Source organism: Bacillus sp. UNC437CL72CviS29, assembly GCF_000482345.1.
GTDB lineage: Bacteria > Bacillota > Bacilli > Bacillales > Bacillaceae_G > Bacillus_A > Bacillus_A arachidis.
Window position 1 is genome coordinate 172780 of sequence record NZ_AXVB01000009.1, and the last position, 14535, is coordinate 187314.

Annotated in this window: 19 protein-coding genes; 7 read left to right on the top strand and 12 right to left on the bottom strand. The window is 35.3% G+C overall.

The features are described from left to right. Positions 1 to 12 precede the first annotated feature (12 nt). From tlp to M014_RS0110200, 5 genes are all read right to left on the bottom strand, one after another. Entirely contained in the window at positions 13 to 237 is a 225-nt protein-coding gene (gene tlp / locus M014_RS0110180; RefSeq protein ID WP_026591635.1) for a small acid-soluble spore protein Tlp, read from the bottom strand. Between the two features lie 105 nt (positions 238 to 342). Continuing rightward, positions 343 to 477, bottom strand: a complete 135-nt coding sequence (gene sspN, locus M014_RS0110185; protein WP_003199081.1) for an acid-soluble spore protein SspN — start codon at positions 475 to 477, stop codon at positions 343 to 345. 43 nt (positions 478 to 520) lie between these two features. After that, positions 521 to 664, bottom strand: a complete 144-nt coding sequence (locus M014_RS28200) for an FbpB family small basic protein (protein ID WP_081811010.1) — start codon at positions 662 to 664, stop codon at positions 521 to 523. A 156-nt stretch (positions 665 to 820) separates the two neighbouring features. Beyond that, the gene (locus M014_RS0110195; RefSeq protein ID WP_026591636.1) at positions 821 to 1768 is read right to left on the bottom strand and encodes a 3'-5' exonuclease; all 948 of its coding nucleotides are present in this window, start codon (positions 1766 to 1768) and stop codon (positions 821 to 823) included. A gap of 117 nt (positions 1769 to 1885) precedes the next feature. Next, positions 1886 to 2461: a redoxin domain-containing protein gene (locus tag M014_RS0110200; protein ID WP_026591637.1), complete on the bottom strand. Its 576-nt coding sequence runs from the start codon at positions 2459 to 2461 to the stop codon at positions 1886 to 1888. Between the two features lie 203 nt (positions 2462 to 2664). Between M014_RS0110200 and M014_RS0110205 the strand changes: the two genes are divergently transcribed. The 3 genes from M014_RS0110205 (at position 2665) to M014_RS0110215 (ending at position 4132) form a co-directional block, all read left to right on the top strand. Further along, a complete protein-coding gene (locus M014_RS0110205) occupies positions 2665 to 3255 on the top strand; it encodes a DUF4306 domain-containing protein (protein WP_026591638.1) in 591 nt (196 codons plus the stop codon). Between the two features lie 314 nt (positions 3256 to 3569). Further along, on the top strand, positions 3570 to 3782 hold the full coding sequence (locus tag M014_RS0110210) for a hypothetical protein (protein WP_081811005.1): 213 nt from the start codon (positions 3570 to 3572) through the stop codon (positions 3780 to 3782). A gap of 14 nt (positions 3783 to 3796) precedes the next feature. After that, a complete protein-coding gene (locus tag M014_RS0110215) occupies positions 3797 to 4132 on the top strand; it encodes a hypothetical protein (protein WP_026591640.1) in 336 nt (111 codons plus the stop codon). 205 nt (positions 4133 to 4337) lie between these two features. Here M014_RS0110215 and acnA read toward each other — a convergent pair whose 3' ends face one another. Next, positions 4338 to 7061 (bottom strand): aconitate hydratase AcnA, encoded by a 2724-nt coding sequence (acnA, locus tag M014_RS0110220; RefSeq protein WP_026591641.1) that lies wholly within the window; start codon positions 7059 to 7061, stop codon positions 4338 to 4340. 286 nt (positions 7062 to 7347) lie between these two features. On the opposite strand from acnA, the gene sspO reads away from it, so the two are divergent. After that, the gene (sspO, locus tag M014_RS0110225) at positions 7348 to 7497 is read left to right on the top strand and encodes a small acid-soluble spore protein O (protein ID WP_026591642.1); all 150 of its coding nucleotides are present in this window, start codon (positions 7348 to 7350) and stop codon (positions 7495 to 7497) included. A 42-nt stretch (positions 7498 to 7539) separates the two neighbouring features. Here the strand turns inward: sspO and M014_RS0110230 are convergent, their stop codons facing one another. Beyond that, positions 7540 to 8268 carry a polysaccharide deacetylase family protein gene (locus M014_RS0110230; RefSeq protein WP_026591643.1) on the bottom strand — a complete coding sequence of 243 codons (729 nt, stop codon included), beginning with the start codon at positions 8266 to 8268 and terminating at the stop codon, positions 7540 to 7542. A gap of 47 nt (positions 8269 to 8315) precedes the next feature. Then, complete coding sequence (locus tag M014_RS0110235) at positions 8316 to 8579, bottom strand: hypothetical protein (RefSeq protein ID WP_026591644.1); 264 nt, start codon at positions 8577 to 8579, stop codon at positions 8316 to 8318. A gap of 116 nt (positions 8580 to 8695) precedes the next feature. On the opposite strand from M014_RS0110235, the gene M014_RS0110240 reads away from it, so the two are divergent. Beyond that, complete coding sequence (locus M014_RS0110240) at positions 8696 to 8839, top strand: small acid-soluble spore protein P (protein ID WP_000414451.1); 144 nt, start codon at positions 8696 to 8698, stop codon at positions 8837 to 8839. A 143-nt stretch (positions 8840 to 8982) separates the two neighbouring features. Beyond that, a complete protein-coding gene (locus M014_RS0110245; protein ID WP_026591645.1) occupies positions 8983 to 9363 on the top strand; it encodes an Hsp20 family protein in 381 nt (126 codons plus the stop codon). A gap of 76 nt (positions 9364 to 9439) precedes the next feature. Here the strand turns inward: M014_RS0110245 and M014_RS0110250 are convergent, their stop codons facing one another. After that, positions 9440 to 9832, bottom strand: coding sequence for a hypothetical protein (locus M014_RS0110250; RefSeq protein ID WP_026591646.1), 393 nt, complete (start codon positions 9830 to 9832; stop codon positions 9440 to 9442). 135 nt (positions 9833 to 9967) lie between these two features. On the opposite strand from M014_RS0110250, the gene M014_RS0110255 reads away from it, so the two are divergent. After that, entirely contained in the window at positions 9968 to 11170 is a 1203-nt protein-coding gene (locus tag M014_RS0110255) for a serine-tRNA(Ala) deacylase AlaX (protein WP_026591647.1), read from the top strand. 107 nt (positions 11171 to 11277) lie between these two features. On the opposite strand, the gene M014_RS0110260 is transcribed toward M014_RS0110255, so the two are convergent. From M014_RS0110260 to M014_RS0110270, 3 genes are all read right to left on the bottom strand, one after another. Next, positions 11278 to 12375 carry an acetyl-CoA C-acyltransferase gene (locus M014_RS0110260; protein WP_026591648.1) on the bottom strand — a complete coding sequence of 366 codons (1098 nt, stop codon included), beginning with the start codon at positions 12373 to 12375 and terminating at the stop codon, positions 11278 to 11280. Then, entirely contained in the window at positions 12368 to 13834 is a 1467-nt protein-coding gene (locus M014_RS0110265; protein WP_026591649.1) for an acyl-CoA synthetase, read from the bottom strand. The genes M014_RS0110260 and M014_RS0110265 overlap by 8 nt, the downstream gene beginning before the upstream one ends. Before the next feature lie 83 nt (positions 13835 to 13917). After that, positions 13918 to 14493, bottom strand: coding sequence for a biotin transporter BioY (locus M014_RS0110270; protein WP_026591650.1), 576 nt, complete (start codon positions 14491 to 14493; stop codon positions 13918 to 13920). Positions 14494 to 14535 lie beyond the last annotated feature (42 nt).

Genomic DNA, 14535 nt, shown 5'->3' on the forward strand with positions numbered 1-14535 from the left:
CTGTCAGCCTTTTTACCCATTATTTTCAGATTCATCTTTTATTTCACTTTTCAATGAATCAATACTTTCTAAACGGCGTTGGTTTTTTGCTTCAATTGCAGCACGGTCTTTTTCATTTGAAACTTCTGCAGTTTCTTTTGCCTCATTAAAATTATCAATCGTATTTTGTACCATCTCTTGCAATTTTTCTACATTATCACTTCTGTCATCTGGATTTGCTTTATATTGCTCTGACATGTTGTTTCCCTCCTAATTAAGATATATATACATATTAGCTTTCCAAAAACGAATTAGATTATGTATACACATAAAAAAAGGAGAATGAAAACATTCTCCTTTTCTTTAACCGTTATCCACAATCGGTTGTTTCCCTGTCTGATCTTGCATTTGCTTCCCTTTATTTCCACCAGCTTTTTTTGACTGTGTTCCAATGTGATCTGGTGTAAAATCTTTTGAGTTCTTTTTTGGATTTCCCATAACATTCGCCTCCTTACCACTAGTATCATACTAGCGGTAAGAATTATTCAGCCTGCTTAAAAAGTTGCATTTCATAACGCTTTTCAATCCGTTCTTCAATCCGTTCAATTGCATCACGATCGCTTAACAGTTGCCTTTTATTTTCCTTCACAAGTTCTTCAAACGTTTGCCGACGATTTCTTCTCATGCTGTTCATCCTTTCTCCTTCTCTTTCTTACTAATTAGTATGAGCAAATGAAAAACTCTTTAATCAGATTTGTAAGAAAATTTTATGTTTTGTTAAAGAAAAGTCTATTATGCACAAAAAAATCCATTCGCAGTCCTTGGACAACGAATGGATTTTTCATTTCATTATACTCAAATATTTCTTAATCGCTTCTTCTGCATTCACTTGATTTTCTTTATACTCGTGTAATGCTCGTAACACTGAATCATATTCAGCCAAAATATAGCTCTCTAACTTCGTAAGGTCATCTAAACTTTCAATCATTATTCTCGTCATACCTATTTCACTTTTTAAAGCCGGTTCACATTTTAAGCTAGTAGATATCTCTAGCACGTCTTGTTCTGTTTTTTCAGTTAGTACATATTTTTTTCGCCCTTTTACTTTCATCCTCACAATTGGATAAAAAGCTTTAATATCTAAATAATTTCCGACACTTACATAACGGATCCACTCTACATCGCGATTATGTTTCATAAGCATTTCTTTTATTAATGTGCATACTGCCTCTTCTTCAATCAGCTCTTTTTTCATTTTCTTTTGTCCTTCTTCTTGAATAGCAGCACATTTTCGATATACGGCCGCACATGTAATACAGTCATCAAGTGCATTATGGGAACTCAAACGAATTCCAAGCATTCTTTTTAAAGTTTCCAACTTGTGATTTGGGGCATGCTGCATATATTTTTTCGATAAAAATACCGTATCAATTACTTTATTTTTAGGTTCTGGCAATCTAAGCCTATTTAGATTACTCTTTAAAAAACGCATATCAAACGAAGCATTATGAGCAACAATCGTATCTTTACCTAAAAACGCTAAAAATAATGGCAACACTTCCTGAATCGTTGGAGCATCTGAAACACGATAATTTGTAATCCCTGTTAGACTGGTAATCCGACTTGGAATAAACCTCTCTGGATTTACAAAAGAAACAAATTGATCTACCAGCTCATGATTACAGTATCGAACCGCCGCCACTTGAATTATTCGGTCATTATAAGGATTAAATCCTGTCGTTTCAAAATCAATCACAACATAGTCTGCTGGCAAAGATAAATGTCCCACAACATACTCTCCTTCATGATTATTATCGTTCAAATTTCTTTTATCATATCATGAACAAGCTGTTTGATGAAAAAGAAAAGACAGAAATGGCCTTTTGCCATTCCTGTCTTCTTCATATTATTTTAGTTTTGCAATTCGTTTCTCCATTTCTTTTTGTGTCATCGGCCCGATAAATTTATCTTGAATCACACCTTTTGTATCCACAAAATAAGAAGTTGGAATGGTAATTACTTTATATGTTGTTGTAACAGTTATATCCTTATCAAGTAAAACAGGAAAAGTAATTCCTTTCTCTTCTGCAAACCGCTTCACTTTCTCTTCTCCGTTAGCACCTTCAGAAACCGTATAATTTACAGCAAGGATTTCCACACCATCTTTATGCTTCTTATAGAAAGCTTCCATATCCGGCATTTCCTGCTGACAAGGTCCACACCATGTTGCCCAGAAATTTAAAATAACTTTCTTTCCTTTCAAATCCGATAATTTTACTTTTGTCCCATCTAATTTTGACAACTCAAAATCCGGTGCATTCTTTCCTACTTCAATTCCATTCTTTGCAATGACCTCTTTCATCGTTGCTTCACTTTTCACCGGCTCTTCCCTTACTTGTTCTTCATTTTTTTCAAATTGCACATATACTGCGTAACCAGCTAAACAAAGTAAGATGATAATAACCGTAAATTTTCGCCACATATACATCACCCTTATAGTTTCAGTCATTTATCATTTCATTTCAAAAATAATAATCGGATTTACACTTTATTTTAGCTTATACGGACAAGCTTGGAAATATTCTCCTGATGAATAAACAGAATATTCTTAATTAAAAACCGAAAACCCTCTCTTTTTATCATATAATGATAATAGTTATAATTTGGAAGGGGGTGTGATTATCTATGAACAAAACCGTTTTACATTGGTTACAATACATTTTCATTCTTCCCATTTTATTTTTCTCATTATTTATCACAAGCTGGACTGCCAGCTATTTAACCATTTCGGAGGACTGGAAAGAACACCTCGTCTTCACTCCAAAAACAGCAGAAGGCTCCAATCAAACTTATGAAATTGATAAACTACTGTATGTCTTTAAGTACAGTCCAGTTTTTACTACAATTTTTGTATTATCAATTATCTATTTAATAGGAATTATGATAACTCGCTATTTATACTATAGAAAATATAAAACCGGATTCATTGGGTTACAACTCATGATTGTTCTTCCTATTTTTCTTTATACATTACTTGTCACTCATTCTATAGGTACCATGATTGCTGTGGAAAAGAATTGGGAGAAATACTTAGTCTTTTCACCAGCATCAATTACAGATGTAAATCAAATTTACTATATTGATAAATTGTTATACACATTGCAAAAATCGCCTACCTCTTGCATAATTTTCATTCTAAGCTTTCTTTATATAATCGGATTAATCGTTTTTAAAATTTTTACTCAAATGCGTTTTCACAAACGTATAAACACATGAGGTGATACTCACCCATCTCGTGACTTTTATTTTTGTTATTTTACCATTATTATCTATTGCTTTGGGAATCTTACTCTCTCAGTTGAAATGGCCCTCTGCTGTTATTTCTTTTGTTATTCCACCTATTTTTCGTTATTATATCTGGATGGAATTCACGTGAAATCCCTCTCAATTTCAATGCTTGGATGCTTTATAGGACCTTCTATTCCGTTCCCTCTTATGTTATAGCAATATTTAGAAAATTAAAAACCACAATAAAGAAGATGCTTGTATTTTTTTCTAAAAATGACTTCATTAAAAAAAGGAGGGTTCTTATGCACTCATTTGAAAAAGCTATTCTCTATGTTTTTAGTTTTATATTCTATCCTATTGGTATTATCGCGTGGATTATCTCCCTATTTAGTAAAGATCCTGAAAGAAGAAAAGCCGGCCGTGTTTGCATTTATACAGCTTTGGTATCGTTTATTTTATTCACCACGCTTGGCATTATTAGCTTTTACTCAATTACTTCAATCTCTAGTTCTTAATAATGATAGGCAAGATGAATGATACGGGAGAGCATCTAATTAGTAAAGAACTACGCTATATGCGCATATGTTTTGTCATCTTAATTATAATCCTTATATTTTTTGACAGAGGAAAGGTTGTTGAAGTTTCTACAAACCACGATTCTTCTCCAGTTGATACACTAACTAGTAATATGATTCAAATTGCAGAAAATGCATTTGCTTATAAGAAGAATGATCCTGCAAGTGGTGATAGACATACCCTTAAAATATTTAATTATAATCCTGAAACAACTAAAATGACATCAATAAAAGAATTTAATACGGTAGATTCTTCTACATACGACTATCAACTCAATAAAGCGAAATAAATTGTGATATATCATGAATGTATTCCACTAATACAAACTCGTACAACCTTACCCAATTAGGAATGTCTGAAATAACCAATGTCTCTAATTCTCCTTGCTTCATCCCTTTTCTTTCATTTTCACATAAAATTAGGAAGCTAACCTCAGTCAGCTTCCTAATTTTGATTAAAAATATTTACTTTTCTCTTTTACTACAATAACTTTATTAGTTTGACACTCTAGACTCTTCAATTTTCTCACGAAGAACCATTTGCAGAATACCACCGTGACGATAGTAGTCGATTTCAACTTCACTATCGAAACGTGCTACTACTTCAAATTGTTTTTCATTTCCTTCTGGGTCAATTGCAACTACTTTTACAAGGTCACGTGGTTTAACTGTTTTGTCGATTTGAATTTCAAATGACTCGTTACCAACAAGACCTAGTGTTTCTGCACTTTCGCCATCTTTAAATTGTAATGGCAATACACCCATTAGTACAAGGTTACTACGGTGAATACGCTCAAAGCTTTCTGCGATAACTGCTTTAATACCTAAAAGGTTAGTACCTTTCGCAGCCCAGTCACGAGAGCTTCCCATACCGTAATCTTTGCCAGCAACTACAAGAAGTCCAGTACCGTCTTCTTTGTATTTCATTGCAGCATCATAGATAGATGTTACTTCACCAGTTGGCCAGTAAGTTGTATATCCACCTTCTGTTCCTGGTGCGATTTGGTTTTTAATGCGAATGTTTGCAAATGTACCGCGCATCATAACTTCATGGTTACCACGACGAGAACCATAAGAGTTGAAGTCAACTGGCTGTACGCCATTTTCTAATAAATAGCGACCTGCTGGTGTATGTTTACCAATTGAACCTGCTGGTGAAATATGGTCTGTTGTTACAGAGTCTCCAAATTTACCAACTACACGTAAACCTGAAAGTGTTTCTACTTCACCTGGTTCTTTTGATAAACCTTCAAAGAACGGTGGGTTTTGAATGTATGTTGAGTCATTGTCCCAAGTATATAATGCTTCATTTGAAGTTTGGATTTCATTCCAGCGTTCATTGCTGTTAAATACTTGCGCATATTCTTTTTTGAACAGTTCAGATGTTACGACGCTTTGAACCACTTCTTCAATTTCTTTCGCTGATGGCCAAATATCGTTAAAATAAATAGGATTACCGTTTACATCTTTACCAATTGCATCATTTTTCAAGTCGATATCAACTGTACCAGCAAGCGCATATGCCACAACAAGTGGTGGTGATGCTAAGTAGTTCGCTTTTACAAGCGGATGAATACGACCTTCAAAGTTACGGTTACCAGATAAAACTGATGTTACTAATAAGTCGTTTGCTGCAATTGCTTCTTCTAATTCTAGTGCTAATGGACCAGAGTTACCAATACAAGTTGTACAGCCGTAACCAACTGTTTGGAATCCTAATTGATCTAGATATGTTGTTAAACCTGATTTATCTAAGTACTCTGTAACAACTTTAGATCCTGGAGCTAATGATGTTTTTACATAACCAGGTACTTTAAGACCTTTTTCAATTGCTTTTTTCGCAACTAAACCTGCACCAATTAATACATATGGGTTAGATGTGTTTGTACAGCTTGTAATCGCAGCGATTGCAATTGCACCTGTTTTCATCGTTACTTCTTGATCTTTTAATGCAACTTTCACTTCTTTATCGAATTCTTGTTCATTGAATCCAAGTCCTTGCGTTCCAACTGGTGCCACAACTGCTTTATGGAACTCATCTTTCATATTTGAAAGAGGGATTAAATCTTGTGGACGTTTTGGTCCTGAAAGATTAGATTCAATTGTATTTAAATCAATTTCAACAAGGTCTGTATAAATTGGATCTTTGCTGTCTGCTGTATAGAATAAACCGTTTGCTTTACAATATTCTTCAACAACGCGAATTTGTTCTTCATCTCTTCCTGTTAAACGTAAGTAATCTAATGAAATCTCGTCAATTGGGAAGAATCCGCAAGTTGCACCATATTCTGGTGCCATGTTTGAAATTGTCGCACGGTCAGCTAAAGGCATGCTCTTTAGTCCGTCACCGAAGAACTCAACAAATTTACCAACTACACCTTTTTTACGTAACACTTGCGTTACTTTTAATGCAACGTCTGTTGCTGTTGTACCGCTTGGAAGTGTACCAGTTAACTTCACACCGATAACTTCTGGTACTGGGAAGTATGAAGGTTGTCCAAGCATCCCTGCTTCTGCTTCAATACCACCAACGCCCCATCCAAGAACGCCGATACCATTAATCATTGTAGTATGAGAGTCTGTTCCAACTAATGAATCCGGGTATGCAACTAATTCGCCTTCAGCATTCTTCACTGTATGAACAACTGGTGCTAAATACTCAAGGTTTACTTGGTGTACAATACCTGTTGCTGGTGGAACTGCACGATAATTATCAAATGATTTTTGTGCCCAGCTTAAAAATTTATAACGTTCTTCATTACGTTTAAACTCTAAGTCCATGTTGAATTCAAGCGCGTCAGCTGTACCCGCTCTATCAACCTGTACAGAGTGATCGATTACAAGGTCTACAGTAATTTCTGGATTAATTTTATCAGGATCTCCGCCCATATCTGCCATCGCTTTTCGAAGTGAAGCCAAATCAACGACAGCTGGAACACCTGTGAAGTCTTGTAAAATTACACGAGATGGTTTAAATGGAACATCTATATCTTGAACATCTTTTGTTCCCCATTTCGCTAAATTTGTAACATGCTCTTCTGTAATAACACGTCCATCAACTTGACGAAGTACAGATTCAAGCAAAACTTTAATTGAATATGGTAATTGCGATACGTTGCCAACCCCTGCATTTTCAAGCGCTTTTAATTGATAATAATGATACGTTTTTCCATCTACTTCAAATGTTTCACGAGATTGAAATGGATTATGTTTGACCATTATGTTTCCCCCCTGTTAAACGTGACTGAGTTGTCTGAATATAAAATGTAGACAAACTTTTCAATACCTTACGATAATATCTTATTACAACTTTCTAAATAAGTAAATAATAAGAAACTTATAGTTTATCATAAGTTTTCTTTATCTCTGGAAATTTGAATAGTCCTCGCTCTCCTTATGAATACTATTACCATAAAGTAAAGCTTTCTCTTTGAGCATTACTTTACTGTTCATACATGTATCATTATTTGTTTTTATAAAGAAAATATTATAGGGGTGAAACGAAATGGGTAAACGTAAAGCTAACCATGTAATTCAAGGAATGAATGCTGCATCAGCACAAGGACAAGGGGCTGGCTATAATGAGGAATTCGCCAATGAGCCATTAACACCAGCTCAGCGTCAAAATAATAAAAAACGTAAAAAGAATCAGTAGTAAAAACCCCAAAAGGAGTACCTTTTGGGGTTTTTACTGTTTTTAATGTTTGTAACGTAACAACTCCGAAACTTTCACAAATCGATACCCTTCCTTTTGAAGAGCCGGCAAAATTTTTGCCAATGCAGCTACAGTTTGACCGCGGTCACTCCCACCATCATGCAATAATACTATATCTCCACTCTTCGCATTTGTTACGACATGTTTCACAATAGACTCAGTACCCGGATTTGCCCAATCTCTCGGATCCTGATGCCATGACCATAACACAATTTGATACCCGGCTTCTTTTGCTGTTGCGAATACCGCATCATTAATATATCCGCCTGGTGGACGGAAAAGCATCGGCTCTTTTACCCATTTTTGCAAATATTTTTTCCCCGCTAAAATATCATCTTTTAATTTTTCATCAGATGCGCTTCTAGCATATAAATGATTCATCGTATGGTTTCCAATTTCATGACCTTCCTTCAGCACCTGCTTAATTAAATACGGATTCCGCTGAATTCGAAAACCAATCATAAAAAAAGTTGCCTCAGCTTTATATTGGTGTAATAGCTTTAATACTTGCGGTGTGTATATAGGATCCGGGCCATCATCAAACGTAATTGCAATTATTTTCTCGTTATTTGGTACTTCCCATGTCACATAACCTGTAGGCTCTAATTCTTTTCTCATTAACATTTTTGCTTCTACTTTGTCCACTTGAAATATATGTACTACACAAATTAAACAAATGATTATTATTACAGAAATTTTTCTTTTCAACATATTGACTCCAGAATTGAACAGGTTGTTGAAATCATACAACAACCTGTTCAATCATCTAACTGATCCACATCTCGCATAATATTTTGTAAATTACTTTCAAACTGTTCAAGTTGTGGACGTTGTGTTTCAGATGCTACTTCTAATGCATTTTGGATTTGTTCATATGCCTCTTGTACTTCTTGTCGTAAATGTTTTAAATCCTGACCATAATTCGGATCATTTCTCACGATATTATTGTATAAATTTTCCGCTTGTACGACTCCTTGTTGCGCGGCTTGAAAAGCTTGCTGTTTATCTTTATGATACGGCATATGCTTTCCCCTTTCTGTTAAAGTTAGTCTCACTTATCTTTACCGTTTTTCATAAAAACATTCTCGTATAAATTTACAAAGTTCTCTCATTCTAAATATAAGAGGGAGGTGACAACATGGAAAAAAACAATAGCAAGTCCATTCGTCAAAACACCAAAAAAGGACAGCCTTCTGGGCAACCTGAGCCTTTAAGTGGATCTCATAAAGTAAAAAATCGAAATCATTCAAGACAAAAAAATCACGCACATCACGATATGTAAAAGAAGGACAATGCATATGCATTGTCCTCCTTGCTTTAGCCACTTTCAATAAACTCATTGACATATTTTCCAGTTTACTTTTCACCTCTAATTTCTTAATGCATATTATAGTATGAATTGAGACTTTACGGAGGGTGTCTTACATGGGCAAGAAAAAGAAAAATTGTCTTTTTCGTGTTGATGGTTTTGAAGAATGGATGGATCAATTTTGCTCTGATTCATACGACAACTTTAGTTTCCCTAATCACATCCACATTGATCTTTGTGAAACAGAGCAAGAGTACATTTTAGAGACTGATATCCCTAATGCTTCAGAACAAAATGTACTTATAAACAAGATGGAGACAGGCCTAACAATTCATATATTCCATAAGAATTCATCCTTACAACGAACAATTTCTTTACCTACCAATATCATTTATAAGAAAATGCTAGCCTGTTTAGAAAATGGGTTTCTTTCCATACACATTTCCAAAACCGAATTTGCAAATAAATATGAGAAAAAAGTACTTTTTTTAAATTAAAACGTTATATAAAAAGCAGGGTAAGAAAAGTTCTCTACCAACTTTTCCTATCCTGCTTTTCTTTTAATACCTATAATTATACCCTAGCTGTTCTAGATAACTCCATGTCAATACCATATGTAAACTGTAACTCTTTGCAAACATCCTTGATTAGGATGTCTACATTATACTTATCATTAAATTCAAGGACCGCAGTTTCTACTTCCTCATACGTATATTTGTATTCACCAGTAATGACACTTTTTAAATCAAAGCATTCATTGATACAAAGCTGAACGAGAAGCTGATCATACATAGCGGACACATCTTCTTTTTTCCATAATAGTTCTTTTACATATAACCGATCAAACATCACGCTTTCTCGATTACATTCCGTTAAAGTCCGGGTCATTGCATGTAATTCACGATATAGTTCAGAAATATTTGTATTGAGACGAATCAATTTGTCCACGCCATTTTCGTACAGCATTTCATCCACCCCCGTATGTTCCTTTTTCCTATTATAGCAAGAAAATTCTAAAAATAGGTTTTTTCTTCTGAAATATTAGGAAACTTATTTAGATTGTTTTACAATAAATCTAGTGAAATAGAAAGGAGTACGAAAGTGAATAAAAAATTATACTACACCGATGCCTATCAGCAATCATTTACAGCACAAATTATAAAACAGGACTATGATAACGCAGGAAATTTATATGTTACTTTAACAGAGTCAGCCTTTTATCCAACTGGCGGCGGCCAACCACATGACACAGGAACATTAAATGATGCTTCCGTCACCAATGTTGAGGAAGTTGAAGACGAAATTCGTCATTTTATATCAAATGAATTACATACAAAAGAAGTGATAGGTGAAATCAATTGGCAACGTCGTTTTGATCATATGCAACAACATACAGCACAGCACATCCTATCTGCTGCCTTTTGGGATCATTTTGACATTCCTACAATTGGTTTTCATCTCGGAAAAGAAACAATAACAATTGATTTAGACACGCCTGAACTTTCGGTAGAAACAGCTACTAGCGCACTCCAGATCGCAAATCAAATCGTCTTCGAAAACCATCCTATCCATATCAAATGGATGAATTTAGAGGAAGCAAAACAGTTGCCTCTCCGAAAAGAACCAACCATTACAGAAAATATTCGTGTTGTAATGATTGAAAACTACGATTACAACGGGTGTGGCGGTACACATCCAAAATATACAGGTGAAGTGGGACCAATTCATATAATGGGCTGGGAGCGAAATAAAGGTGGCATCCGTTTAACATTTGTTGCAGGATGGCGTGCACTCAAGTTATTGGGACATTATCAACAAATTATTAAAGACGTTTCCAAACAGTTAAACAGTAGTGAAAATGATATTTCAAATAAAGTAACCCAGCTGCTTACCTCTCAGAAAGAAAGTGAAAAAGCACTACAAACTATGAACGAAAAACTACTATTCGTAGAAGCAACTGAATTACTGCAAGAATCCCAAAACATACATGCTGGCACACTCATTTCTAAAGTCTTTAGAAATCGTTCCATGCAGGAAATCACGAAATTATCAGCTATTATTACTGAACAAAATGAACACTCGATTACATACCTGGTTACTGAAAGCGGAGAAAAACTACAATGTGTTCTTGCATGCGGAAAAGAAGTAACAGCAAACATGAATACAATTTTAAAAAATGCTCTCCCTGCTATTGAAGGAAAAGGCGGTGGTAATCAAAAAAGTGCTCGCGGCGGCGGTAAAGCAGTTGTTACAGGAGAAGCATTTTTAGCTCAACTTATTCATTTATCACAAAAAATTGTTTGAAATAAAATATAAAGGATAGCTTGATGCTATCTCTGCTTAGAATGAAATAAAATCAAAACCTGGAAGTAATGTTTATAAACCAAAAAAAGTAGAAAACTAGATTTTTTCTAGTATTCTACTTTCTCAAATAATAGAGCAAGCCCTATTCCTCCACCAATACCTAATGTTGCAATTACGTATTGTGCCTTTTCTCTTTGTACTTGGTGGAATAAACGAGTCACAAGCATCGCTCCTGATGCACCGTAAGGATGACCAAGAGCAATTGCTCCACCGTTCACATTTAGCTTTTCATATGGAATATGTAGTTCTTGTGCACACGCTACAATTTTCGCAGCAAAAGCCTCGTTCATTTCAATATAATCAACATCGTCTATTGATAGATTCTGATCTTGTAATAACTTTTGCACAGCAAATATAGGCCCACTCCCTGGCAAATGCGGATTCACACCAATAACAGTACTATGAACAAACCGAAGAATCGGGTTATATCCAAGTTCACGAGCCTTCCTTTCCTCCATTACGAGTACAGCACACGCTCCATCATTCACACCACAAGAATTTCCTGCTGTCACTGTTCCTTCTTGTAAAAAAGCCGGCCTTGTTCTCTTTATCATTCGTTCATAATTCATTCCGTACTTTATCGTTTCATCCTCCGTTACATTTGAAGAAATCGGAAGGATTTCTTTTTGTAAATATCCTTTTTTAAGTGCTAGCAATGTTCTTTGATAACTGAAACGAGCATATTTATCTTGCATGTCCCTTGTAATTTTATAATGTTCTGCTACATACTCTGCTGCCACTCCCATATCTGGGTCTCCAATAAAATCAGGTGAAAAACGAGCTCTATTCGGGAAAGAAGATGTGCTTGTGCTTTCTACCCCTCCAGCAATATAACAATTACCTGCCCTACCTTGAATAAGGTGACAAGCCATTCGAATTGCTTCTAATCCTGCACCGCACTGGCGATCTATTGTTACACCTGGTATTTTATAAGGAAGCCTAGCTTCAAGTGCTGATAACCGCGCAACATTTCCACCTGGTCCAACAACGTTTCCCAATATTACATCATCAATTTCATGCTCTATTCCTTTACTTAAGTGCGCCAGTAAAGGTGCTGCCAATTGCTGAACCTCATATCCTTTCAACATTCCATTTTTCTTACCAATCGGCGTTCTCTTTCCATCTACAATAACAGCTCTATTCATAAACTTTCTCCTGCTTTTCAATGATCCTTTTTACTACTTCACGAGCAATTTTCCCACTACTTGTATGAGGGATTTCATCAATAAAATACCACTCTCTTGGAATTTTAAATGATGATAATCGTTGTAAGCAAAAACTTTTCAGCTCTTGCTTTGTAGCTTTCCCCTTCACTATCGCAACAGGCTTTTCGCCCCAATATTCATCTTTCATACCAATAATTACAATTTCTTCAACATGTGGGTGAGTAGATACTACACTCTCTATCTCCTCTGGAAAAATATTTATACCTCCAAATAAAATCATGTTTTTTTCTCTACCCACTATATATATAAAACCTTCCTCATCTTGATACCCTATGTCATGTACAGTCATCCAACCATCTTTTGCAACTTGACAAGATAGATTTCCATTCAGTAAATATCCCATAAAAAACTGATTACTTTTCACATAAACTGTTCCAATTTCACCTTGCTTTAATTCTCTACCCTTTTCATTACATATCCGAACTTGCACATTATGACATGGCTTTCCAACTGAAGAGGCTTTTCTTTCACTTTCTACATCTGTTAGTGCTGTAACAAAACTTAATTCAGAAGCACCATAAAATTCATATCTTTTTGCATACGGAAATACGGCTTTTACTTTCTGTTTTGCTTCAGTTTCCCATTTTGCTCCTGAAGAAATAATTTTTATCTCTTGCTCTATAATACTTTCTTCTTTATATAATGCCTCTAGCATCGTTGGAACGGTATACATCACTGAAATCTTCTCTTGTTTTAATATAGATAACACACGATTTGGAATGAACTTTTCTACTAGATACACTGTTTGTCCTAAATATAGTGCACTTATTGCCCCGTATAAAAAAAGAGAGTGCACCAATGTACCCGCAAGCAAAACAATGTCATTATTTTTCATATGGAAATCATGCAAATTGCAATCAAAGCTATGAACCCAAGAATCCTGTGCACGAAGAAATGCCTTTGCCTCGCCAGTTGATCCCGATGTAAACCCCATATAGAAAGGGAGATTTTGTACACTTTCTGAAGAATGATACGTATTTAACTGATTACCCACCAGCTGATTCCATTCATTGATAGAAAGTACAGTTCCATTTATTCGTGGCAATTCATTCATGTTACATTGCTCAGCCGCAATGACAATAGTTGGATTTGCTAACTTCAACCTTGTTTCAAGTTCATCCTGCTTCCACTTTAAATCAAGTGGCACACAAACCCATCCTGCCAATGTAGCACCTGCAAAGATTTGTAAAAATTCAATACGATTCTCTAATAAAATCGCAACCGTTTTATTCATAGTTTTTTCTTTATTGAGCCAATTTGCAACTTGGCAAACAGATTCATGCCATTCTTTATATGTTATTCGTCTATCTTTTTCCTGGATCGCTATTTTATCCGGATGTATACAAGTATGTTTCCTATAAGGCGATGCAATCCCCACTACTATTCATCCTTTCCTTTCAGATAACAAAAAGAAACACGCTAATACGTGTTTCCTAGATTTTATAAAGTCTCTTACGTTCTTTAGCGAGCATTTGAGATTTTAGCATTCTTTACAGCAGGCGTAATAATATGTTTCAGTGAACGATGTAATCTAGGTACAAGAAATGCTGCAATCACAGCTTTAATGAAATCACCTGGCAAAAATACGACACTTACTTTAATCGCTTTCCATACAGAAATATCCATGATAAATGATTGAACAGCCACGCCAAATATATAAACAACTAGAATTCCACCAATTATATTAATGAAAAATACTTTTATAACAGATACATGACGTAAGCGTTCTACAAGGTACCCTATCACGAATGCTCCAACAACGTATCCAATTAAATAACCTGCACTCGGACTAACAAATACACCTGGACCACCGCGACCACCAGCTAATAATGGCGCTCCTACTCCAACAACAAACAAGAAAACCATTTGACTTAATGCCCCAAGGCGAGATCCAAGCAATCCTCCTGCAAGCATAACACCAAGAGATTGCAATGTAATAGGAACAGGTGTAACAGAAAGCGCAATTGGTGGTATCAGTCCTAACACACCCATAATTGCACTAAATAAAGCGACAAAAACTAAATTCTTTGTATTCATGTATTTATTTCCCCTGTTTGTAAACTATAAATTATGATAGGA

Bases quoted from the DNA above. Each gene is read 5' to 3' on its own strand.
- tlp (WP_026591635.1), bottom strand. From the start codon at position 237: ATGTCAGAGCAATATAAAGCAAATCCAGATGACAGAAGTGATAATGTA.
- sspN (WP_003199081.1), bottom strand. From the start codon at position 477: ATGGGAAATCCAAAAAAGAACTCAAAAGATTTTACACCAGATCACATT.
- M014_RS28200 (WP_081811010.1), bottom strand. From the start codon at position 664: ATGAGAAGAAATCGTCGGCAAACGTTTGAAGAACTTGTGAAGGAAAAT.
- M014_RS0110200 (WP_026591637.1), bottom strand. From the start codon at position 2,461: ATGTGGCGAAAATTTACGGTTATTATCATCTTACTTTGTTTAGCTGGT.
- M014_RS0110205 (WP_026591638.1), top strand. From the start codon at position 2,665: ATGAACAAAACCGTTTTACATTGGTTACAATACATTTTCATTCTTCCC.
- M014_RS0110210 (WP_081811005.1), top strand. From the start codon at position 3,570: ATGCACTCATTTGAAAAAGCTATTCTCTATGTTTTTAGTTTTATATTC.
- M014_RS0110215 (WP_026591640.1), top strand. From the start codon at position 3,797: ATGAATGATACGGGAGAGCATCTAATTAGTAAAGAACTACGCTATATG.
- acnA (WP_026591641.1), bottom strand. From the start codon at position 7,061: ATGGTCAAACATAATCCATTTCAATCTCGTGAAACATTTGAAGTAGAT.
- sspO (WP_026591642.1), top strand. From the start codon at position 7,348: ATGGGTAAACGTAAAGCTAACCATGTAATTCAAGGAATGAATGCTGCA.
- M014_RS0110230 (WP_026591643.1), bottom strand. From the start codon at position 8,268: ATGTTGAAAAGAAAAATTTCTGTAATAATAATCATTTGTTTAATTTGT.
- M014_RS0110235 (WP_026591644.1), bottom strand. From the start codon at position 8,579: ATGCCGTATCATAAAGATAAACAGCAAGCTTTTCAAGCCGCGCAACAA.
- M014_RS0110240 (WP_000414451.1), top strand. From the start codon at position 8,696: ATGGAAAAAAACAATAGCAAGTCCATTCGTCAAAACACCAAAAAAGGA.
- M014_RS0110245 (WP_026591645.1), top strand. From the start codon at position 8,983: ATGGGCAAGAAAAAGAAAAATTGTCTTTTTCGTGTTGATGGTTTTGAA.
- M014_RS0110250 (WP_026591646.1), bottom strand. From the start codon at position 9,832: ATGCTGTACGAAAATGGCGTGGACAAATTGATTCGTCTCAATACAAAT.
- M014_RS0110260 (WP_026591648.1), bottom strand. From the start codon at position 12,375: ATGAATAGAGCTGTTATTGTAGATGGAAAGAGAACGCCGATTGGTAAG.
- M014_RS0110270 (WP_026591650.1), bottom strand. From the start codon at position 14,493: ATGAATACAAAGAATTTAGTTTTTGTCGCTTTATTTAGTGCAATTATG.